The organism is Pontitalea aquivivens (genome assembly GCF_046507575.1).
GTDB classification, from domain to species: Bacteria; Pseudomonadota; Alphaproteobacteria; order Rhodobacterales; family Rhodobacteraceae; genus Pontitalea; species Pontitalea aquivivens.
This window is the reverse complement of the sequence record NZ_JBKFEY010000001.1, coordinates 134,974-155,196: the sequence shown is the minus strand read 5'-3', so window position 1 is coordinate 155,196 and position 20,223 is coordinate 134,974. Positions and strand designations below refer to the sequence as shown.

Sequence of the window (20,223 nt, the reverse complement as noted above, 5' to 3'; positions counted from 1 at the left end):
GCGATGCAAATTTGCACCGCCAAGTTACAACAATTCTTGGAGGATTCTGCCGCATTGCAGAAATACATGATAACACATCCAGCATTCTACAATATATTTTATAGGATAAGGGGGCTTTCTTGTATTGATCGAAGACCCGAAACACGGTGCTGTGTCAGCGACGGCCCCGGCAGAGGGTCGCACCAACTCTGGCCGTTACCATTCAGACCTGCGCGGGGCACCGCGCCAACACGGAGGACATGATGACGTTTCTGAAACGACTTGCCACAGGGGTTGCCGCCGCGGCAATCGCACTTGGCACCAGCCTCGGCGCCGTACAGGCGCAGGAAAAATCGAAAGTGGATGAAATCCGCGACCGCGGCGTGCTGCGCATCGCGGGCATCCTGAACGAAGATCCCTATTTCTCAAAGGACCCGCGCAGCGGCGAATGGCGCGGCTTCGTGGTGGAAATGGGCCGCGACATGGCCACCGAACTGGGCGTGGAACTTGAGGTGGTCGAATCCAGCTGGGCCAATTCCATTCTTGACGTACAGTCGGGCAAGGTCGATCTGGCCTTCGCGCTGACCGCCCTGCCCAAGCGCGCGCTGTCGGTGCATTTCTCGGCGCCGACCTATTACAACAGCTTCGTCATCATCTCGCCCAAGGCAGATCTGAAGGGCAAGACCTGGGCGGACCTGAACGATCCGGCCTATACGATCGCGGTGGACCTTGGCTCGGCCCAGGACCAGATCACCAAGGCCTATCTGCCGAAAGCCAACATCCTGCGCTTCAAGACCCGCGACGAGGCGGTTCTGGCCGTCGCCACCGGCAAGGCCGATGCGATCATCAACACCGTGTTCAACGGCATGGTCATGACCACGAAGAACGCCGCCATCGGCGAGGTCTATGTGCCGACCCCGATCCTGTCTTCGCCCTCCGTCGTCGGCATGGCGCATGATTCCGATGAAATCTGGCGTGGGTTCGTGTCGGCCTGGGCCGATTACAACCGCCGGGTCGGTAACAACCAGACCTGGATCCTGAAGGGGCTTGAACCTTTCGGCCTTACCATTGATGACCTGCCCGAAGGCTTCGACATCAACGGCTAATCCCCCATGCGCGGGCCCGCGCCGGCCCGCGCCCACCAGAAGACGGCAGGAGACAGGCCGCATGTACAATTGGGATTTCTATACGGTCCTGCAATCCTTCGACCTTTTCCTGCACGGGATCTGGACGACCTTCCTTTACACCCTGGGCTCGGTTGTGCTGGGCGTGATCATCGGGCTGGCCGCCTGTTTCGCGCGCCTGTCACGCTTTGCCGCCCTGCGGATCGTGGCGCGCAGCTATCAGGAACTGTTCCGCTGCACGCCCTTGCTGGTGCAGATCCTGTGGGCCTATTATGCCCTGCCGATGCTGCTGGGGGTGTCGATTTCCAACACCACGGCGGGTCTGCTGACGCTGTCGCTGTATGTGGGGTCGTTCTACGCGGAAATCTTCCGCGGCGGGATCAACGCCATCGACAAGGGCCAGCGCGAAGCGGCCGCGGCGATCGGGATGTCGGGCGCGCAGGCGATGCGGCGCATCATCCTGCCGCAGGCGGTGAAAAAGATGCTGCCGGCCTTCATCAACCAGTCGGTGATCCAGGTCAAGAACACCTCGCTTCTCTATGCGATCTCGGTGGCGGAACTGACCTACATGACCTCGGTTGTGAATTCCGAAACCTACCGCCCGCTTGAGGCCTATTCGCTGGCCGCGGTGATGTATTTCGTGATGCTCTTCCCGCTGACGCAGGTTGCCGATCACTTTGAACGCCGCATGCGCCGCAGCGACTGAGCCGGGAGAGGACAGATGACCAACAAAGAACCCGCCATCGCCGTGCGCGGCCTGACCAAAAGCTTCGGCAAGCTGGATGTGCTGAAGGGCATTGACCTGGATCTGATGCCCGGCGAGGTGCTGGGCCTGATCGGGCCGTCGGGGTCGGGAAAATCCACGCTGATCCGCTGCCTGAACATGATGGAGACCCCCACCAGTGGGCAGATCCTGTTCCGTGGCCGCGCCGTCAGCACCCGCTTTCGCGGCACCGGCGACACCATCGGCATGGGCGAATTGCGCCGCAACGTCGGCATGGTGTTCCAGCATTTCAACCTGTTTCCGCATCTGAGCGTGCTGGACAACATCACCGAAGGCCCGCGCGTGGTACTGCGCCAGCCGCGTGCCGAGGCCGAGGCGGTGGCGATGGACCTGCTGGCGCAGGTGGGGCTGGCCGACAAGGCGCGCGCCTACCCTGCGCATCTGTCGGGCGGGCAGAAACAGCGGGTGGCGATTGCCCGGTCGCTGGCGATGAAACCCGGGGTGCTGCTGCTGGATGAGGTGACATCCGCGCTTGACCCCGAACTGGTGGGCGAGGTGCTGGCGGTGATCCGGCGGCTGGCGGACGAAGGCATGACCATGGTTCTGGTGACGCATGAAATGGGCTTTGCCGCCGATGTCGCCAGCCGCGTGATCTTTATGGAACAGGGCCGCATCGCGGAAGAAGGCAGCCCCGAAGACATCCTGCGCAACCCGAAATCCGAACGCCTGCGCGGCTTCCTGTCGCGTTTTCACGCATGAAACGGGGGGGGGAAACGCCGGTTCCGGTGCTGATCCTGGGCGCGGGCCGCATGGCCCAGCGCATCGCGCGGATGCTGGCACAGGATGCGCGCTTTGATGCGGTGCTGGCCGCGCGCGATGGCGATGCGCTGGCGGGGGCCGATGGGCTGACGCGCCTGCCGCCGCTGACCGGCACCTTGCAAGAGGCGCTGGCGGGCGCGCTGCGCGGACGGCGCGCGGTGATCCTGGCCGATCCCGCCCTGCCCGCCCCCGATGTCGCCCGTGCGGCGATCGCGGCGGGGTGCCACTATCTGGACATCACCGAAAGCGCGGCCTCGGGGGCGGCGGTGGCGGCGCTGGCGGGGGATGCGCGCGCGGCCGGGGTCAGCCTGGCGCCGGGCTGCGGGCTGGCACCAGGCTATGTCACCGCCCTGGCCGCCGAGGCGCTGGAGGCCGCAGGCCCGCGCGACGAGATCACCGTTTTCGTGGGCGTGCTGCCCGCGCGGGCCGAAAACCGGCTGGGATATGCCAATATCTGGGGCATCGAGGGGCTGGTAGGTGAATATTCCGCCCCCTGCCTGGCGCTGCGCGAGGGCGGGCTTGCGGAATTACCGCCCCTGTCCGAGGCCGAGACCGTCTGCCTGAACGGCACCGAATTCGAAGCCTTCACCACCGCCGGCAGCCTGGATGCGCTGGCGCGCGCGCATCAGGGGCGCGTGGGCGGGCTGGTCTTCAAGACACTGCGCTATCCGGGCCATCTGGATTACATCCGTTTCCTGCTGGAGGATCTGGGCCTGTCCAAACGGCTTTATCAGTTCCGCACCCTGCTGACGACCGCCCTGCCCCGGACCGAGGAAGACCGCGTGCTGATCGCCATTCGCCGGCGCAGCGGGGCCAGCGAAAGCTGGTCGGCGCGCAGCCTGTGCGCGGGGCCCGATGGCGCGGGGCGACAGGTCAGCGCGGTATCCACCGCGACAGCGGCCCATGTCTGCGCCACGCTGGACCTGATCGCGCAGGGCCACGCCAGGGCGGGGCTGATCGCCCCGGGGATGCTGGCGCCGGGGGTCTTGCGGATGTCGCCCTTCCTTTGCCATCTTGATTCCGTCGATGCGGCCATTCGGGCCGCCTGAATGCGGCGGGGGGCATGATGGCACGACAGAGCGGAACCGGACAGACACGCAGCGCAGACACCCCGGCGCGCCCCGACGACCGGCGCCCCAAGATCGACATTTCCCTGTTGCAGACCTTCCATCTGGTTGCCCGGACCGGATCGTTTTCCGCCGCCTCGCGGGAATTGAACATTTCCTATCAATCCGCCGCCAACCATGTGCGCCGGCTGGAACAGCTTTACGGTGCGCGGCTGATCGAGGCGGAAAAGGGGTCGCGCCATGTCACGCTGACGCCGCAGGGACGCGCGCTGCATGCATCCCTGGGCGAGGAACTGGAAACGATCCTGTCGCGCATTTCGGTGCTGCTGCATGATGTGCGCTCGGTGCTGCGGGTGGGCGTGCCGCAGGCGCTGTTTCACCATTTCTTCCCCACCATCCTGCAGGATTTCCGCGCCCAGGCCCCCGATATCGAGCTGGCCTTTTTCGAACGCGACACGACGCTGGAAAAGATGATGATGGAAGGCGCGCTGGATGCCGCCGTCAGCGAACGCAGTTTTGGCCACCCCGCGATCACCCAGCACTTGCTGGGCAGCTATCGGCTGGCGCTGGTCTGGCCCGCCGACTGGGGCATCCCGGAAACGGAAACCGATCTGGCGGCCTTTCGCGACCGGCCCTTCATCACCTATGAAAGCGGCCAGACAGTGCGCAGCCGCGCGCTGGATTACCTGACGCGCCAGATGCAGGCCCCGCCCCGGATCGCCACCACCGCCTCGGGCAGCACCAGCGTCACACGGCTGATCGAGGCGGGCCTTGGCTATGGCGTGGTGCCCGAATGGGCCGCCGCCGAGGATTGCCCCAAGGTGATGCGCCGCGTGCTGGGCGGAATGGAACCGATGAAGTTATGGTTCGCCCATACCGCCTTTCTGGGCAACAACACCTATGTGCGCGCGCTGCACCATTGCTGCCGCAAGGCGCTGGGTTAGGCCTGCGGCGCGCCGGCGGTTTCCACAAAGTCGATCAGCCGCGGCAGGCAGTGGCGCTTCAGGTCATAGCGCGCGGTGACCGTGGCCCGCGCCGCCCGGCGCAGCGGCGCGAAACGGTCGGGATCGGCCAGCGCGGCGACCAGCGCCGCCGACCAGCCGGGAATGTCGAAGAAATCCACCAGCCGCCCGTTTTCGCCACCACGGATCACCTCGCGCACGGGGGTGGTGTCCGATCCGATCACCAGCGCGCCCGCGGCCATCGCCTCCAGCGCCGACCAGGACAGCACGAAGGGATAGGTCAGATAGGCATGCACCCGCGTGACCTGCAGCAGCGCCAGATAATCGGCGTAAGGCAGGCGGCCCGTGAAATGCACCCGCGACAGATCCAGCCCATCGCGCACCTCGGCCAGGAAGCGTTCCTTCCAGCTGATCCCGTCCTTTGGCGCGGGGCCATAGCTTTGCCCCTCGGCCCCCACGATCACCACCTGCGCGTCGGGCCGGGCGGCCAGCACCGCCGGCAGCGCGCGGATGAAGCTGTGATAACCGCGATAGGGTTCCAGCGAACGGCTGACAAAGCTGACCACCTCATCGCCGGGGCGCAGCACGGTGCCGTTCGGCAGGACAAAGCGCGCCGCCGGATCGGGGCGGACGGTATCGGTGTCGATGCCGTCATGGCAGACCGTGATCTTGGCGCGCAATTCGGGTGGAAAGGTCGCGGCCTGGAATTCGGTGGGCGCCAGCGCCGCATCGGCCTGCACCATCGCCTGCACCAGATGCGCCGCGCGCGCGGTGGTCAGCACCCGCCGGTCCAGATCGGGGCGGGCGAATTCCGGGTCGAAATCGGTATCAAGGCCCGCCGCGCGATACATCAGTTCCGCATAGACCAGAAGCCGCGCCCCCGGCCAGACATCGCGCAGAAACAACGTCTCGCCCCAGCCGGGATGACCCAGGATCACATCGGGCACATAGCCGTGCCGGTCGCGCAGCGCCCGCGCGGCGCGGGCCACGCGCAGGCCCCGTTCGGCGCTGTCGGCATAGGTTCGCGTCAGGCCCGAGGACAGGGTGACAGGGTCCGGCGCGCGGTATTTCACCACCCGCACCGGCGACGGGCGGGTGTTCTGTTCCGCCGTCAGGGCCAGAACCTGATGCCCGCGTGCGGCCAGCGCGGGGGCCAGATGGGGAAACTGGCCGGGAAAATTCTGGTGGACGAACAGAACCTTCAAGCCACCCCCTCGCCCAGGGCGGCGCGCATCAGGGCGCGGGTGTAGTCGGTCTGCGGCGCGCCAAAAACCTGGGCTGCGGGGCCGGCTTCGACGATGTCGCCCTGTTTCATCACAATCACCTTGTGCGACATGGCGCGCACCACCCGCAGGTCATGGCTGATGAACAGATAGGCCAGCCCGTAGCGGGCCTGAAGGTCGCGCAGCAGGTCCACGATCTGCACCTGCACCGTCATGTCCAGGGCCGAGGTCGGCTCATCCAGCACCACCACCCGCGGGCGCAGGATCATCGCGCGGGCGATCGCCACGCGCTGGCGCTGGCCGCCGGAAAATTCATGCGGATAGCGCGTCATCGCGGCGGGGTCCAACCCCACCTCGGCCATGATTTCGGCCACCATCCCGCGACGGTTGCGCCCCGGTTCGACGCCATGCACGGTCAGCCCCTCGGCGATGATCTGTTCCACCGTCATCCGCGGCGACAAGCTGCCGAAGGGGTCCTGGAACACGATCTGCATGTCGCGCCGCAACCGCCGCAGCTGCCCCGCCGACCAGCCGGAAATATCCTGCCCGTCATAGACGATCGGGCCTTCGGACCCGATCAGCCGCATGATCGCCAGCGCCAGCGTGGTCTTGCCCGATCCGCTTTCACCGACGATCCCCAGCGTTTCCCCCGCCCGGACCGAAATCGAGGCGTCGTTCACCGCCTTCACATGGCCCACCGTGCGGCGCATCAGGCCGCGCTGGATCGGGAACCAGACCTTCAGGTGATCGGTCCGCACCAGTTCGGGCGCAGCATCCGACACCGGGCCGGCAATGCCCTTGGGTTCGGCCGCCAGAAGTTTCCGGGTATAGGGGTGCTGCGGATTGGCAAAGATGTCCGCCACCGGCCCCTGTTCGACGATCTCCCCCTTCTGCATTACGCAGACCCGGTCGGCGATGCGGCGCACGATACCCAGATCGTGGCTGATGAACAGAAGGCTCATCCCCCCGGCCCGCTTCAGATCGGCCAGCAGGTCCAGGATCTGCGCCTGAATGGTCACGTCCAGCGCCGTGGTCGGTTCATCCGCGATCAGCAGGTCCGGCCCGTTGGCCAGCGCCATCGCGATCATCACCCGCTGGCGCTGCCCGCCCGACAACTGGTGCGGATAATCCTGCAAGCGGGTTTCGGGGTTCTGGATGCCGACCTTGTCCAGCAATTCGATAATCCGCGCCCGCGCCGCCGCCCCCGTCAGCCCCTGATGCAGCGCCAGGCTTTCCGCGATCTGCTTTTCCAGCGTGTGCAGCGGGTTGAGCGAGGTCATCGGTTCCTGGAATATGAACGAAATATCGTTCCCCCGCACCTGCCGCAGCCGCGGCTCGGGCGCGCCGATCATTTCCTGCCCGCCATAGCGGACCGATCCCGCGACCGTGGCATTGCCGCCCAGCAACGCCACGGTCGACAGCGCCGTGACCGACTTGCCCGACCCCGATTCCCCCACCAACGCCACGGTTTCGCCCTTGGCCACGGTAAAGCTGACGCCCTTCACCGCCGGGATCACCTGCCCGTCCTGCCGGAAGGATACGCGCAGGTCCCGAACCTCCAGCACCGCCGTCATTTGAACACCTTGCGCGGATCAAAGGCATCGCGGACGCCCTCGAAGATGAACACCAGAAGCGACAGCATGATCGCGAATGTGAAAAAGGCCGCAAAAGCCAGCCACGGCGCCTGCAGGTTTTGTTTCGCCTGCAACGCCAGTTCCCCCAGCGAGGGCGCCGAGGACGGCAACCCGTAGCCCAGGTAATCCAGCGAGGCCAGCATGGATATTGTTCCGGTGATGACAAAGGGCATCATCGTCAGCGTCGCCACCATCGCATTGGGCAGAATGTGGCGGAACATGATCACCCGGTCCGAAACGCCCAGGGCCCGCGCCGCGCGGACATATTCGAAATTCCGCGCGCGCAGGAATTCCGCCCGCACCACGCCGGTCAGCGCGGGCCAGCCGAACAGGATCGCCACGAAGACCAGCAGCCAGAAGCCCCGCCCCAGGATCGCGAACAGGATGATGATGACGTAAAGCGAGGGGGTCGAGGACCAGATTTCAAGCGCGCGCTGAAAGATCAGGTCGGTGCGCCCGCCGAAATAGCCCTGCACCGCGCCTGCCGCGATCCCGATCACCGAGGCGACGGTGGTCACGATCAGCGTGAACAGGATCGAGGTGCGGAAACCATAGATCACCCGCGCCGCCACATCGCGCGCGGTATCGTCGGTGCCCAGCCAATGGCGCGCATCGGGCGCGCTGGGGGCGGTGCCGACGTTGTTGATCGTGCGATAATGGTAGGGGATCGGCGGCCAGATCATCCAGCCGGTTTCCACCGCTTCGCCCGCGACCATGCCGGTGTCGCGCGCCTCGGCGGTCACCCCTTCGGGGTCATCCCAGCATTCCTCGCGCCCGCCGGTCACGATCAGGCATTGCACCGCCTCATCGCGGTAAATCGCCTCGGTACGAAAATCGCCGCCAAAGGCGGTTTCGGGATAGAAGCGATAGGCCGGGAAATACAGATCGCCCCGATAGCTGACGACGATCGGCTTGTCATTGGCCAGAACCTCGGCGAACATCGAGGCGACGAACAGCACCAGAAACAGCCACAGCGACCAGAAGGCCCGCCGGTTGGCCTTGAAGTTGCGCCAGCGGCGCGCGTTCAGCGGGGACAAGGCCATCAGCCGGCCCTCCGTTCGAAATCAATGCGCGGATCGACGAAGACATACATCAGATCCGACAGGATGCCGACCAGCAGCGAGATCAGGCCAAAGACATAAAGCGTGCCGAAGATCACCGGATAGTTGCGTTCGACCGCCGCCTGAAAGCCCAGAAGACCAAGCCCGTCGAGCGAAAAGATCGTTTCCACGATGATCGAGGCGCCAAAGAAGACGCCCAGAAACTGCGCCGGAAAGCCCGCGATCACGATCAGCATCGCGTTGCGGAACACATGGCCGTAAAGCACCCCGCGTTCCGACAGGCCCTTGGCCCGCGCGGTCATGACATATTGCTTGTTGATCTCATCCAGGAAGGAATTCTTGGTCAGCAACGTCATCGTGGCGAAACTGGCGATCGTGGTGGCGGTCACCGGCAGGGCGATGTGCCACAGATAATCCAGCGCCTTGCCCAGCGCGCTCAGATCCGCCCAGTTGTCCGAGGTCAGCCCCCGCAGCGGGAAGATCTTCCAGTAGGACCCGCCCGCGAACAGCACCATCAGCAGGACCGCGAACAGAAACCCCGGAATGGCATAGCCCACGATGATCGCGCCGCTGGTCCAGGTGTCAAACGGGCTGCCGTCGCGCACCGCCTTGCGGATGCCCAGCGGGATGGAAATCAGATAGGCCAGCAGCGTGGACCACAGGCCCAGCGTGATCGACACGGGCATCTTTTCCAGCACCAGTTCCACCACCGATTTCGAATGGAAGAAGCTTTGGCCGAAATCGAAGGTCAGGTAGTTGCCCATCATGATGACAAAGCGTTCCACCGCGGGGATCGGCGTTTTTTCGCATTCGGGCGCGCGGATGTCGGGCATGCCGGCATAGCCTTCGGCGCAGGTGATGCGGGCAAAGCCCATCTGCACCTCAAGGCGCGCCAGCTGATCGGGGGAAATGCCGCGCGCGCCCTGATAGCCGCTTTCGCCAACCCCGCCCTGTGCGCCTGCCGCCCCCGCATCACCGCCACCGGCAATGTTGCGCAGGCTGTCGGCCTCGCCCTCGACGCGGGCGATGATCTGTTCGATCGGCCCGCCCGGCACGAATTGCGTCAGCGTGAAGTTCACCACCATGATCCCGATCAGCGTCGGGATGATCAGCAGCAACCGCCGCAGGATATAGGCGCCCATGTCTGCCCTGCCCTTGCCTTCCAGCCGGTCAGAACGCGCCGGCGGCTTTCAGTTTTTCGGCCTTTTCGGCGTTGTACCACCAGAAGTCCAGTTCGCCCAGCGCATAGGGGGGCAGGTTCCGGGGGTGTTCATACATGTCGTAATAGGCGACCGTATGGGTGGCCTTGTGCCACTGCGGCACCCAGAAGCGCAGCGCGCGCAGTGCCCGGTCCAGCGCGCGGACGCGGGTGGTCATCTCATCACGGCTTTGCGCCTCTTCGACCAGCCGGATCAGCGCGTCGATGGCCGGGTTGGCCAGCCCCATCGAGTTGAACACATCCCCCACCGAGGCCGACCCGAAATACTGCTGCAGCCCCGATCCGGGGATGTAATCCTGTCCCAGCTGATCGGTGATCATGTCGAAGTCGTGGCTGCGTTCGCGGTTGGTGAACTGCGCGTCATCCACACGCGAATGCACCGCATCCACCCCCAGCGCGCGCAGGTTTTCGACGTAAGGGTTGATCACGCGGTCGAAGGTCTGGCTGTCGTTCAGGATCTCGACGCGCAGGGTTTCGCCGCGCGCATTGCGGCGCATGCCGCCATCGCCGACGGGCCAGCCCGCCGCATCCAGCAGCGCCGCGGCCTTGCGCAGGTTGCCCCGGTCCAGCTGGCGCGCGCCCGAAACGGCGGGCTCCGCCGCCGGATCGGTCAGGATGCCGGGCGGCAGGTCGGCGGCCAGCGGTTCAAGGATCGCCACCTCCTCGGGGGTGGGCACGCCTTCGGCGGCCAGGTCGGAATTGTCCCAGAACGACCGGGTGCGGGCGTAAAGCCCGTAGAACAGCGTTTCATTCGCCCATTCGAAATTGAACATCAGGCCCAGTGCCTCGCGCACGCGGATGTCCTGGAACCGGTCGCGGCGCAGGTTGATGGTAAAGGCCTGCCCCGTGCCGATCGCGCCGGATGGCAATTCGCGTTTCACCACATGGCCCGCGTTCAGCGCCGGGAAATCATAGCCCGTCGCCCAGATGATTGAAGATGCCTCATTGCGGAAGGTATAGGCGCCGGCCTTGAACCCCTCGAACGCGGCCTGATAATCGCCGAAATATTCGATGCGGATGGTGTCGAAATTGTTGCGCCCGCGGTTGATCGGCAGATCGCGGCCCCAATAGTCGGGGTTGCGCTTCCAGATCACGCGGGTGCCGCCCTCGGCGCGGTCGAACATATAAGGGCCCGACCCCAGGAAGGGGATGTTGCTGCTTTCTTCCAGATCGCGGTTGTGACGTTCGAAATCCGCCCTGGAAAAGACCGGCAGGCCGCCGACCGTCTGGATGATGTCGCGGCGCGGATAACCGGGAACAAAGGTGAACCGGATCCGCCGGTCGTCCAGCAGTTCCGCGGACTGGACCTTCTGGCTCAGCACCGTGCGAAAGGATGACAGGCCCTTGTCGCGGAAGGTTTCATAGGAAAACAGCACGTCTTCGGCCGTCATCGGCGTGCCATCGGAAAAGGTGATGCCCTCACGCAGGGTAAAGATCACCCAGTCGCGGTTTTCGGGATATTCCAGGCTTTCGGCCAGCAGCCCATAGGCCGCGCCGATTTCATCGGCGGTGGTGGTCAGCAGGCTTTCCAGCATCACCGAGGACAGTGCCGCCGCGCGCCCCTTCAGCGTGAAGGGGTTAAAGCTGTCAAACGCCCCGGATGTCCATTCGGAAATCTCGCCGCCCTTGGGCGCATCGGCGTTCACATAGTCCAGATGCGCGAAATCGGGGCCGTATTTCAGATCGCCATAGGTTGAAATGCCATGCGCGGTGATGGTGTCCTGCGCCCGCGCGCCCAGCGCAAGGCCGGCCCACAGCGCCAGTGCGATCACAAGCGCCCCCATGGCGCGCAGGGTCACACCCCATGACGTGTCAGCCTGTGCCACCCCGCCCCGTGACACCCTGCCCCGTGCAACCGCCCTTGCCTTCGCCATCTGCTCACTCCCCTGCGCTGCGCGGGTCCGCGCCCTTCCGGCACCATTGGTAACGGGCCGGGGTGCGGGGCTTCAAGTTGCGATTGCGTGAGAGGGGGACGAAAAGCAAAGGCCGCGCCAGCGCGGCGCGGCCTGATTGTCCCCGGCAGGGAAAATCGTGCAGGATCAGTTCGAAACGCTCTGCAGATAGGCCAGCAGGTTCACGCGATCTTCCGGCTTGGGCAGACCGGCGAAGGCCATCTTGGTATCGGGCAGGTAATCCTTGGGCTTGATCAGGAAGGTGTTCAGTTCTTCCAGCGTCCAGGTGCCGCCGTGGCTGGCCATGCCGGCCGAATAGGCAAAGCCGTCAACCGTGCCGATGGCGCGGTTCACGACGCCGTCCAGATGCGGGCCGGTGCCGTTGGCCCCATCGACCTTGTGGCAGGCCCGGCACTTGCCAAAGACCTTTTCGCCGGCGGCGGCATCGCCCGAATCAAGGGCCAGTTCCACGACTTCTTCCGCGGCTTCCCCGGCGCCTTCTTCGGCCACGTCCAGAAGCCCGCCCGGCGCCGCCGTCATGCCCGCGACCTCTCCCCCGCCATGGGCGCCATGGCCAACGGAATAAAGCGCGCTGGCCGCCCAGTTGCCGAGAAGGAAGACCAGAAGCGCGCCGATCACGGCACCCCCTGCCTTCGTGATAGTCATCGTGTCGAACATGGCTCTTCCCTGATGTGGCTGTTCAGTTGTGCGCATCTACCCGTTTCGGCCCCTGCATTTCAAGGCATGTTTCTGCGCGCGGGGTGCAATTTGGCCCCGCGCGCGCGGTTTTTCCGCCGCTTTGACGCGATCAGGCACCCGGCGGACACCGGGCTGGCACCGGGCTGGCACCCGGGCGTTGCGCCAAAGCCGCGCCCCGGCCCATTGGCGCGCCGCAGGGGTTTCACGTCTTTCCCTGCCACGCGCCGCAGTATAACCGGGAACCGACGGCGCCCCGGCGCCATGGATGATCACAGCGAAAGGAGGCAGGATGAGCATGCATGTGAAAGGGCGGATCGCATTTCAGGGCGAACCGGGCGCCTATTCCCATCAGGCCTGCCGCCAGTCGCGCCCCACGATGGAGGCCATGCCCTGCGCCACCTTCGAAGAGGTGATCGAACAGGTCCGCAAGGGCGAGGCCGATCTGGGCATGTTGCCGGTGGAAAATTCCACCTACGGGCGCGTGGCCGACATCCACCACCTGCTGCCCGAAAGCGGCCTTCACATCGTGGATGAGGCCTTTGTGCGCGTTCACATCAACCTTCTGGCGCTGCCCGGCACGAAGATCGACCAGATCGAGGCCGCCATGAGCCATACCGTCCTGCTGGGCCAGTGCCGCAGCTTCCTGCGCCAGCACAACCTGCGCATGATCACCGGCGCCGATACCGCCGGATCGGCCAAGATCGTGGCCGAACGGCGCGACCCCAAGGTGGCGGCGCTGGCATCGGAACTGGCGGGGGAAATCTACGGGCTGGACTGCATCGCGCGCCATATCGAGGACCGGCAGAACAACACCACCCGCTTTCTGGTGATGGCACGCGAACCCGACCTGAAGCGCCGCGCCGACCGGATGATGACCACCTTCGTTTTCCGCGTGCGCAACATTCCGGCCGCGCTGTACAAGGCGATGGGCGGGTTTGCGACCAATGGCGTGAACATGACCAAGCTGGAAAGCTATATGGTGGACGGCAATTTCACCGCGACCCAGTTTTATGCCGACATCGAAGGCCACCCCGATGACACCAACGTGCGTCTGGCGCTGGAGGAACTGGGCTATTTCACCTCGTCGCTGACGCTGCTGGGTGTCTATCCCGCCGATCCGCGCCGCCACGGCTGATCGCCGCGGGTCGTCGCGGGGGCGCGCGCGGATCAGCCGGCGGGCCGCGCCTCGATGCTGCGGGCGAAGGCGCGGATCTGATCGGCATATCTGCGCCGCAGATTGGCCCGCCCCAGACGCGCCGCCTGCACCAGAACGCGCGCGCGCAGGCTGCGCGGGCGCAGGGTCAGTTCGACATGCATCCGCGTATGCGCGCGCGACAGCGGCAGCAGCGACACCGCCAGAAACAGGTCGAAATTCGGGGAAACCCCGCCGTATTCCACCCGTTCGGGCCGGTCAAAGCGGCGGATGTCACCGACAAGCATGCGCTGCTTGCCCCGAAAGCGGAATTCGATTTCCCAGGTCATCCCCGCCCCGGGTTCGGCCCGTTCATCCAGACGCCGCAGGCTGACGCCTTCGCGCACGGCCATGCGTTCGAACCGCGCGATATCGGCAAGCGCATCAAAGACCGCCTCGGGCGTGGCGGCCACATCCTCGCGGCTGGAAAACTTCATGCGAACCCTCGTACTGCACCGGACCGGACCGGCACCCTTGTGACGTCAACCCAGCGCATCCGCAAGCCAGTGGCGCAACAGCGCCCCCGCGATCGCGCCACGCCGGGGCGGGCGGATCTGCGGATCGGCGCCGGCAAAGATCGTCGCCAGACGTTCGCGGCTGACCCACAGCGCATCTTCAAGTTCCACCGGGTCCAGCCTGATCGCCTCGGTCTCGGCCAGGCCCTGACAGCCCAGCATCAACGAGGCCGGAAACGGCCAGGGCTGCGAGGCGACATAGCGTACCGCCCCCACCGCCACGCCGGTTTCCTCGCGCACCTCGCGGCGCACGGCGGCCTCCAGGGTTTCGCCCGGTTCCATGAAACCCGCAAGGCAGGAATACATCCCCGCAGGCCACCCCGGCGACCGGCCCAGCAGGGTCTTGTTCGCGCGCGTGACCAGCATGATCACCACCGGATCGGTGCGCGGAAAATGCGACACGCCGCAGGACGGACAGCGCCGCTGCCAGCCCGCCTGCACCAGGTCGGATGCCGCGCCACAGGCCGCGCAGAAACGATGCGTGGCATGCCAGCCGGTCACCGCCCGGGCGGTCGCGGCAAGTTCCGCCTCACGCGCGGACAACAGGCCCATACGCGCGCGCAATTCGGCAAAGACGTAGCCTTCGGGCAGATCGGGATGGACCTGTTCGGACGGATCGAGGAAACCGGCCTCGGGCAAGGGGCCTTCGGGCGTCCAGCCCGACAGGTCCAGCGCAAAGCGCGGGCAGTCATCGGAAATGCCCAGCAGAATGGGCGGCAGGCCCGCGTCGCGCAACGCGCGATGGCCGGGGTCAGCCCAGCCCAGCCCCGCCGCATCGGGCGCAAACAGCGGCTTGCCGCGCCACAGCGGCAGAACGCGCGCGCGCGGGTCCGACAAAAGCCGCGCCACCGCTGCCGGATCGCCGCGCAATTCCGCCGCGCGCTCCAGCCCCGAATCGGCGAAGGCCATGTCCTGAAGCACCATTCCGTATCCCATCGCATCCCCCTGCTGCCCAGCCTGATCTTGCACATCGGCCGCGCCCTGACCAGTGGGGCCGCACGGTGGATCAAAATGGCAATTTCGCTCTGGCGCAGCGGACCTTTTCGCCCTAAGGTTGTGTCTGTCAGGTGTTGCAAGAGTAATGGTGAACCCGCGCATGCGCTGGGAGTTGAGGACGAGTTTGTTGGCACGGCAGGGCGAACCTGACCCAACCCCCGACGGGCGGGGCCTGCCAGATGCCCGGCCCGTGGCCCCGACCGGCACGCGGTTGCAGCTGCGGGTGCTGGAAACCAGCGACCTGCACATGAACATCCTGCCCTATGACTATTTCGCCGATCGCCCCTGCGATGCGCGGGGTCTTGCGCGCACCGCCACCCTGATCGCCGCCGCCCGCGCCGAGGTGGCCAATTGCCTGCTGCTGGACAACGGCGATTTCCTGCAGGGCAACCCGCTGGCCGATCACGTCGCGGACACATGCCTGGGGCGCGACACACCCAACCCGATGATCGCGGCGATGAACCACCTGGGCTATGATGCCGGGACGCTGGGTAACCACGAATTCAACTATGGCCTGCCGGTGCTGGAACGCGCGATGCGCGATGCCGCCTTTCCGCTGGTCTCGGCCAATGTGGCCCGCGCCATCGGCGCCGATCCGCTGGGCGATGACACCTTTGTGCCGCCCTGGGTGTTGCTGGACCGGCGCTTGCGCGATGCGCAGGGGCGCGACCACCCGTTCCGGATCGGCGTGATCGGCTTTGTGCCGCCGCAGATCAGCGACTGGGACCGCGATCACCTGCACGGCCGCATCGTCACGCGTGACATCGTTCAGGCCGCGCGCGCCCATGTGCCCGCGCTGCGCGCCGCGGGGGCCGACCTGGTGATCGCGCTGGCCCATACCGGCATCGGCGCGCCCGGCGCCGCGAACCGGGGCGAACAGGACGCGCTGGATCTGGCGGAGATCGCGGGCATCGATGTGCTGCTGTGCGGTCACAGCCACCTGCCTTTCCCGTCCCCCCAGCTGCCGGTGGCCCCGGGAATCGACCCCGACCGCGGCGCCATCGGCGGCAAGCCCGCGCTGATGCCCGGGTTCTGGGGGTCGCATCTGGGGGTGCTGGATCTGGATCTGGTGCAGGACGCCGGGGGCTGGCGCGTGGCCGATTTCCGGGGCCAGTTGCGGCCGATCAGCGAACGCGGGGCCGATGGGGTGGCGCGCGCCACCACGCCGGCCTGCCCGCACATCGTGACGCTGGCGCAGGCGGCGCATGACGAAACCCTGGCCGGCCTGCGCCGCCCCGTGGGCCGGACCGCGGCGCCGATCCACAGCTTTTTCGCGCTGGTCGCGCCCGATGCCGCGCTGACGCTGGTGGCGCAGGCGCAACGCGCCCATGTCGCGCAGCGTCTGGCAGAACGACCCGAGGCGGCACTGCCGCTGCTGTCGGCGGTGGCGCCCTTCAAATGCGGCGGGCGCGGCGGGCCGGATTTCTTCATCGACATTCCCGCAGGCCCGCTGTTGCGCAGCCATGTCAGCGATCTTTACATCTATCCCAACACGATCAGCGCGGTCGCGGTTTCGGGCGCCGATCTGGCCGAATGGCTGGAACGCGCCGCGGGCCTGTTTCGCCGGATCGCACCGGGGCAAACCGACCAGCCGCTGATCGACCCGGACTTTCCCAGCTACAATTTTGACGTGATTCACGGGCTGACCTATCAGATCGACCTGTCGGCCCCGCCCCGCTATGCCCCCGATGGCCGGCTGGCGAACCCCGGCGCGCGGCGCATCCGCGCGCTTTGCCATCAGGGCCGTCCCGTCGCCCCCGGGGCGCGCTTTGTCGTGGCAACGAACAATTTCCGCAGCGCGGGCGCGGGGCATTTTCCCGGCGCCACAGGTCCGGCGCTGGACCTGGGCAGACCCCTGCCCGTGGCCACGGCACTGCTGACCGAAGTCGCGCGGCGCGGCACCATCACCCCCGACGCTGCCCCGGTCTGGCGCTTTGCGCCGGTTTCCGGGGCAACGGCGGTCTTTGACACCAGCCGAAACGCCGCCACGGTGCCCTTGCCGTCGGGCCGGTTCGAACTGCTGCGCGACGCCCCGGCGCCGGCGGGTTTTGCCCGCTTTCGCCTGCACCTTTGACCGCCCCCCCCGCGCGCAGCCTTTTCCCGATTGCTTCCTTGCGAATCCGCACCGCCCCCCCTATATCACCGCGTGAGAGGTTGGCGCGGGCGAGCGCCTCGCCAACCCGGTCAGGTCCGGAAGGAAGCAGCCGCAACGAGCCCCGCTTGGGTCGCTGTCCAGCCTCTCACCCCCCAGCCTCTGCGATCGGCCAGCCTCTGCGATCGGTTTGACTTGACCGCCCCGCCGTCTAGACTGCCGGCGAATTTCAGGAGCGCGCCGCATGTCCGAGACGTCAGAGACCGGCTATCAGGTTCTCGCCCGCAAATACCGCCCCGCCACCTTTGCCGACCTGATCGGGCAAGAGGCAATGGTGCGCACGCTGAAAAACGCCTTTGCGGCCGACCGGATCGCCCATGCCTTCGTGATGACCGGGGTGCGCGGCGTGGGCAAGACCACCACCGCACGGATCATCGCCAAGGGGCTGAACTGCGTGGGCCCCGACGGCACCGGCGGCCCCACGACCGAACCTTGCGGCACCTGCGAACATTGCCGCGCCATCGCCGAGGGCCGCCATGTCGACGTGATGGAAATGGACGCGGCCAGCCGCACCGGGGTGGGCGACATCCGCGAAATCATCGAAAGCGTGCATTACCGGGCGGCCAGCGCGCGCTTCAAGGTCTATATCATCGACGAAGTCCACATGCTGTCCACCAGCGCCTTCAACGCGCTGCTGAAAACACTGGAAGAACCGCCCGCGCATGTGAAATTCATCTTCGCCACCACGGAAATCCGCAAGGTGCCCGTCACCGTGCTGTCGCGCTGCCAGCGGTTCGACCTGAAGCGCATCGAACCCGAGGTGATGATGGCCCATCTGTCCCGCATCGCCGGGCTGGAGGGCGCAAGCCTTGCCCCCGATGCGCTGGCGCTGATCACGCGGGCGGCCGAAGGGTCGGTCCGCGACGCCATGAGCCTGATGGATCAGGCGATCGCCCATGGCGCGGGTGAAACCACCGCCGATCAGGTGCGCGCGATGCTGGGGCTGGCCGATCGCGGCCGGGTGCTGGACCTGTTCGACATGATCCTGAAGGGTCAGGCGGCCGCGGCACTGGCGGAACTGGCCGGGCAATATGCCGATGGCGCCGATCCGATGGCGGTGCTGCGCGATCTGGCGGAAATCACGCACTGGATTTCGGTGATCAAGATCACGCCCGAAGCCGCCGAGGATCCCACCGTCCCGCCCGATGAACGTACGCGCGGCCAGGCGATGGCCGAGGCGATCCCGATGCGGGTGCTGACGCGGATGTGGCAGATGCTGCTGAAGGCGCTGGAAGAGGTCGCGGCGGCGCCGAACGCGATGATGGCCGCCGAAATGGCGGTGATCCGGCTGACCCATGTGGCCGACCTTCCCGACCCGGAAACCTTGCTGAAACGTCTCCGGCAGGGGCCGGGCGCGGGGGCCACGGGCCATGGCCCGGCACCGGGCGGCGGGCCGGTGCATGGTGCGCCCGTGGCGATGGGCGGCCCGATGACCATGGACGGGCCTGTGGCACGCGGCCCGGTCGCATCCTCGGGCGCGGCGACGGCGCGGGCGGTGGCCCCCGAAACCGCGCTGGCGCGCTTTGCCCGGTTTGACGATGTGCTGGACCTGGTGCGCAAGATGCGCGACGTCAAGCTGCTGCTGGACATCGAGAACCACCTGCGGCTGGTGCATTACGCCCCCGGCCGGATCGAGTTTCAGCCCACGGGCAACGCGCCGCGCGATCTGGCGCAGGTTCTGGGCGCGCGGCTGCAGGGCTGGACCGGCGCGCGCTGGGGCGTTTCCGTCGTGGCCGAGGGCGGCGCCGAAACCATTGCCGAGGCGCGCGATGCAGGCCGGCGCGCCGCCGAGGCCGAGGCGCAGGACAACCCCCTGGTGCAGGCGATCTTCGCCGCCTTTCCCCAGGCGAAATTCGAGGATATCCGCACCGCCGAAGCCCTGACCGCCGAGGCCCGGGCCGAAGCCCTGCCCGAGGTCGAGGACGAATGGGACCCTTTCGAGGACAATTGAGGAGAGCGTGATGTTCAAGGGACTGGGGCAGCTTGGCGACATGGCCAAGATGATGAAGGCGGCCAAGGACATGCAGGACCGCATGGCCAGCCTGCAGGAAGACCTGGCGCAGCTGACCGTTCAGGGCGAATCCGGCGCGGGGCTGGTGCGCGCCACCGCCACCGCCAAGGGCGAGCTGACGGGCCTGTCGATCGACCCGTCGATCCTGGTGGCATCGGAAAAAGAGGTGGTCGAGGATCTGATCCTGGCCGCGATCAAGGATGCGCAGAAACGCGCCGCCGAACGCGCGCAGGCGGAAATGGCCAAGCTGGCGCAGGACCTGGGCCTGCCGCCAGGCATGAACCTGCCGGTCTGAGGCGGCCTTGGCCCGCGCGGCGGATGATATCGAGGCGCTGATCGCGCTGATGGCGCGGCTGCCGGGGCTTGGGCCACGCTCGGCCCGGCGCGCGGTGCTGCACCTGCTGCGCAAGCGCGCGGCCCTGATGGCGCCGCTGGCCGCCGCGATGGCCCATGTCGCCGAAACCGCGCGCGATTGCGCGATCTGCGGCAACATTTCTTCGGGCGAGATCTGTGAAATCTGCGCCGATCCCGCGCGCGCCACCGGTGAAATCTGCGTGGTCGAGGATGTGGCCGACCTGTGGGCGATGGAACGCGGGCGCGCCTTCAAGGGGCGCTATCACGTTCTGGGCGGTACGTTGTCGGCGCTGGATGCGGTGGGCCCCGAGGATCTGGGCATCCCCCGGCTGCTGGACCGGATCGGGGCGGAGGGCGTGCGCGAGGTGATCCTGGCGCTGAACGCCACGGTCGAGGGCCAGACCACCGCCCATTACATCGCCGAGGCGCTGGCGGGGCGCGACATCGCCATCACCAGCCTGGCGCAGGGCGTGCCGATCGGAGGCGAGCTGGATTACCTGGATGACGGCACCATTCAGGCGGCCTTGCGCGCAAGGCGGCGGTTCTGACCCTTTGCGCCATTGATCCCCCGCCGGTGCGGGGCTATCACGGGGCCAGGCC

Annotated in this window: 18 protein-coding genes and 1 other RNA gene; 11 read left to right on the top strand and 8 right to left on the bottom strand. The window is 66.6% G+C overall.

Translation table 11 applies throughout. The features are described from left to right. The first annotated feature begins 242 nt into the window (after window positions 1-242). The 5 genes from ACK8OU_RS00760 to ACK8OU_RS00740 all read left to right on the top strand — a co-directional run bounded on the left by ACK8OU_RS00760 (window position 243) and on the right by ACK8OU_RS00740 (window position 4,657). Window positions 243-1,085, top strand: a complete 843-nt coding sequence (locus ACK8OU_RS00760) for a transporter substrate-binding domain-containing protein (protein WP_410301432.1) — start codon at window positions 243-245, stop codon at window positions 1,083-1,085. Window positions 1,086-1,146: 61 nt separating this feature from the next. Further along, window positions 1,147-1,809 carry an amino acid ABC transporter permease gene (locus ACK8OU_RS00755; protein ID WP_410301431.1) on the top strand — a complete coding sequence of 221 codons (663 nt, stop codon included), beginning with the start codon at window positions 1,147-1,149 and terminating at the stop codon, window positions 1,807-1,809. A 15-nt stretch (window positions 1,810-1,824) separates the two neighbouring features. Then, on the top strand, window positions 1,825-2,586 hold the full coding sequence (locus ACK8OU_RS00750; RefSeq protein WP_410301430.1) for an amino acid ABC transporter ATP-binding protein: 762 nt from the start codon (window positions 1,825-1,827) through the stop codon (window positions 2,584-2,586). Further along, window positions 2,583-3,695: a saccharopine dehydrogenase family protein gene (locus ACK8OU_RS00745; protein ID WP_410301429.1), complete on the top strand. Its 1,113-nt coding sequence runs from the start codon at window positions 2,583-2,585 to the stop codon at window positions 3,693-3,695. The genes ACK8OU_RS00750 and ACK8OU_RS00745 overlap by 4 nt, the downstream gene beginning before the upstream one ends. Before the next feature lie 17 nt (window positions 3,696-3,712). After that, window positions 3,713-4,657: a LysR family transcriptional regulator gene (locus ACK8OU_RS00740; RefSeq protein WP_410301428.1), complete on the top strand. Its 945-nt coding sequence runs from the start codon at window positions 3,713-3,715 to the stop codon at window positions 4,655-4,657. Here ACK8OU_RS00740 and ACK8OU_RS00735 read toward each other — a convergent pair. The 6 genes from ACK8OU_RS00735 to ACK8OU_RS00710 all read right to left on the bottom strand — a co-directional run bounded on the left by ACK8OU_RS00735 (window position 4,654) and on the right by ACK8OU_RS00710 (window position 12,382). Continuing rightward, window positions 4,654-5,880 carry a glycosyltransferase gene (locus ACK8OU_RS00735; RefSeq protein WP_410301427.1) on the bottom strand — a complete coding sequence of 409 codons (1,227 nt, stop codon included), beginning with the start codon at window positions 5,878-5,880 and terminating at the stop codon, window positions 4,654-4,656. The two genes, ACK8OU_RS00740 and ACK8OU_RS00735, sit on opposite strands and share 4 nt — an antisense overlap. Next, a complete protein-coding gene (locus tag ACK8OU_RS00730; protein ID WP_410301426.1) occupies window positions 5,877-7,472 on the bottom strand; it encodes an ABC transporter ATP-binding protein in 1,596 nt (531 codons plus the stop codon). The genes ACK8OU_RS00735 and ACK8OU_RS00730 overlap by 4 nt, the downstream gene beginning before the upstream one ends. Beyond that, window positions 7,469-8,575 carry an ABC transporter permease gene (locus ACK8OU_RS00725; RefSeq protein ID WP_410301425.1) on the bottom strand — a complete coding sequence of 369 codons (1,107 nt, stop codon included), beginning with the start codon at window positions 8,573-8,575 and terminating at the stop codon, window positions 7,469-7,471. The genes ACK8OU_RS00730 and ACK8OU_RS00725 overlap by 4 nt, the downstream gene beginning before the upstream one ends. Further along, window positions 8,575-9,735: a microcin C ABC transporter permease YejB gene (locus tag ACK8OU_RS00720; protein ID WP_410301424.1), complete on the bottom strand. Its 1,161-nt coding sequence runs from the start codon at window positions 9,733-9,735 to the stop codon at window positions 8,575-8,577. Before ACK8OU_RS00720 ends, ACK8OU_RS00725 begins: the two co-directional genes overlap by 1 nt. Window positions 9,736-9,763: 28 nt before the next feature. Then, a complete protein-coding gene (locus tag ACK8OU_RS00715) occupies window positions 9,764-11,686 on the bottom strand; it encodes an extracellular solute-binding protein (protein WP_410301423.1) in 1,923 nt (640 codons plus the stop codon). Window positions 11,687-11,851: 165 nt separating this feature from the next. Then, the gene (locus tag ACK8OU_RS00710) at window positions 11,852-12,382 is read right to left on the bottom strand and encodes a c-type cytochrome (protein ID WP_410301422.1); all 531 of its coding nucleotides are present in this window, start codon (window positions 12,380-12,382) and stop codon (window positions 11,852-11,854) included. A gap of 322 nt (window positions 12,383-12,704) precedes the next feature. On the opposite strand from ACK8OU_RS00710, the gene ACK8OU_RS00705 reads away from it, so the two are divergent. Continuing rightward, complete coding sequence (locus ACK8OU_RS00705) at window positions 12,705-13,538, top strand: prephenate dehydratase (protein WP_410301984.1); 834 nt, start codon at window positions 12,705-12,707, stop codon at window positions 13,536-13,538. A 32-nt stretch (window positions 13,539-13,570) separates the two neighbouring features. Here ACK8OU_RS00705 and ACK8OU_RS00700 read toward each other — a convergent pair whose 3' ends face one another. Both ACK8OU_RS00700 and nudC read right to left on the bottom strand, forming a co-directional pair. Then, window positions 13,571-14,032 (bottom strand): SRPBCC family protein, encoded by a 462-nt coding sequence (locus ACK8OU_RS00700; protein WP_410301421.1) that lies wholly within the window; start codon window positions 14,030-14,032, stop codon window positions 13,571-13,573. A gap of 45 nt (window positions 14,033-14,077) precedes the next feature. Further along, window positions 14,078-15,046 (bottom strand): NAD(+) diphosphatase, encoded by a 969-nt coding sequence (gene nudC / locus ACK8OU_RS00695; protein ID WP_410301420.1) that lies wholly within the window; start codon window positions 15,044-15,046, stop codon window positions 14,078-14,080. A gap of 187 nt (window positions 15,047-15,233) precedes the next feature. Here nudC and ACK8OU_RS00690 point away from each other — a divergent pair, with 187 nt between their 5' ends. From ACK8OU_RS00690 to recR, 5 genes are all read left to right on the top strand, one after another. Continuing rightward, the gene (locus ACK8OU_RS00690; RefSeq protein WP_410301418.1) at window positions 15,234-17,180 is read left to right on the top strand and encodes a bifunctional 2',3'-cyclic-nucleotide 2'-phosphodiesterase/3'-nucleotidase; all 1,947 of its coding nucleotides are present in this window, start codon (window positions 15,234-15,236) and stop codon (window positions 17,178-17,180) included. Between the two features lie 74 nt (window positions 17,181-17,254). After that, window positions 17,255-17,351, top strand: an RNA gene (ffs, locus tag ACK8OU_RS00685) — signal recognition particle sRNA small type. A 91-nt stretch (window positions 17,352-17,442) separates the two neighbouring features. Next, window positions 17,443-19,209: a DNA polymerase III subunit gamma/tau gene (locus ACK8OU_RS00680; protein ID WP_410301417.1), complete on the top strand. Its 1,767-nt coding sequence runs from the start codon at window positions 17,443-17,445 to the stop codon at window positions 19,207-19,209. A 10-nt stretch (window positions 19,210-19,219) separates the two neighbouring features. Continuing rightward, window positions 19,220-19,564 carry a YbaB/EbfC family nucleoid-associated protein gene (locus ACK8OU_RS00675; protein WP_410301416.1) on the top strand — a complete coding sequence of 115 codons (345 nt, stop codon included), beginning with the start codon at window positions 19,220-19,222 and terminating at the stop codon, window positions 19,562-19,564. A 7-nt stretch (window positions 19,565-19,571) separates the two neighbouring features. Beyond that, complete coding sequence (recR, locus tag ACK8OU_RS00670) at window positions 19,572-20,171, top strand: recombination mediator RecR (RefSeq protein WP_410301415.1); 600 nt, start codon at window positions 19,572-19,574, stop codon at window positions 20,169-20,171. Window positions 20,172-20,223 lie beyond the last annotated feature (52 nt).

What these genes read in the sequence shown, in the direction of transcription:
- ACK8OU_RS00750 (WP_410301430.1), top strand. Translation starts at nt 1,825, where the DNA reads ATGACCAACAAAGAACCCGCCATCGCCGTGCGCGGCCTGACCAAAAGC.
- ACK8OU_RS00710 (WP_410301422.1), bottom strand. Translation starts at nt 12,382, where the DNA reads ATGTTCGACACGATGACTATCACGAAGGCAGGGGGTGCCGTGATCGGC.
- ACK8OU_RS00725 (WP_410301425.1), bottom strand. Translation starts at nt 8,575, where the DNA reads ATGGCCTTGTCCCCGCTGAACGCGCGCCGCTGGCGCAACTTCAAGGCC.
- ACK8OU_RS00745 (WP_410301429.1), top strand. Translation starts at nt 2,583, where the DNA reads ATGAAACGGGGGGGGGAAACGCCGGTTCCGGTGCTGATCCTGGGCGCG.
- ACK8OU_RS00755 (WP_410301431.1), top strand. Translation starts at nt 1,147, where the DNA reads ATGTACAATTGGGATTTCTATACGGTCCTGCAATCCTTCGACCTTTTC.
- ACK8OU_RS00700 (WP_410301421.1), bottom strand. Translation starts at nt 14,032, where the DNA reads ATGAAGTTTTCCAGCCGCGAGGATGTGGCCGCCACGCCCGAGGCGGTC.
- ACK8OU_RS00740 (WP_410301428.1), top strand. Translation starts at nt 3,713, where the DNA reads ATGGCACGACAGAGCGGAACCGGACAGACACGCAGCGCAGACACCCCG.
- ACK8OU_RS00715 (WP_410301423.1), bottom strand. Translation starts at nt 11,686, where the DNA reads ATGGCGAAGGCAAGGGCGGTTGCACGGGGCAGGGTGTCACGGGGCGGG.
- ACK8OU_RS00730 (WP_410301426.1), bottom strand. Translation starts at nt 7,472, where the DNA reads ATGACGGCGGTGCTGGAGGTTCGGGACCTGCGCGTATCCTTCCGGCAG.
- nudC (WP_410301420.1), bottom strand. Translation starts at nt 15,046, where the DNA reads ATGGGATACGGAATGGTGCTTCAGGACATGGCCTTCGCCGATTCGGGG.
- ACK8OU_RS00720 (WP_410301424.1), bottom strand. Translation starts at nt 9,735, where the DNA reads ATGGGCGCCTATATCCTGCGGCGGTTGCTGCTGATCATCCCGACGCTG.
- ACK8OU_RS00680 (WP_410301417.1), top strand. Translation starts at nt 17,443, where the DNA reads ATGTCCGAGACGTCAGAGACCGGCTATCAGGTTCTCGCCCGCAAATAC.
- ACK8OU_RS00675 (WP_410301416.1), top strand. Translation starts at nt 19,220, where the DNA reads ATGTTCAAGGGACTGGGGCAGCTTGGCGACATGGCCAAGATGATGAAG.
- ACK8OU_RS00760 (WP_410301432.1), top strand. Translation starts at nt 243, where the DNA reads ATGACGTTTCTGAAACGACTTGCCACAGGGGTTGCCGCCGCGGCAATC.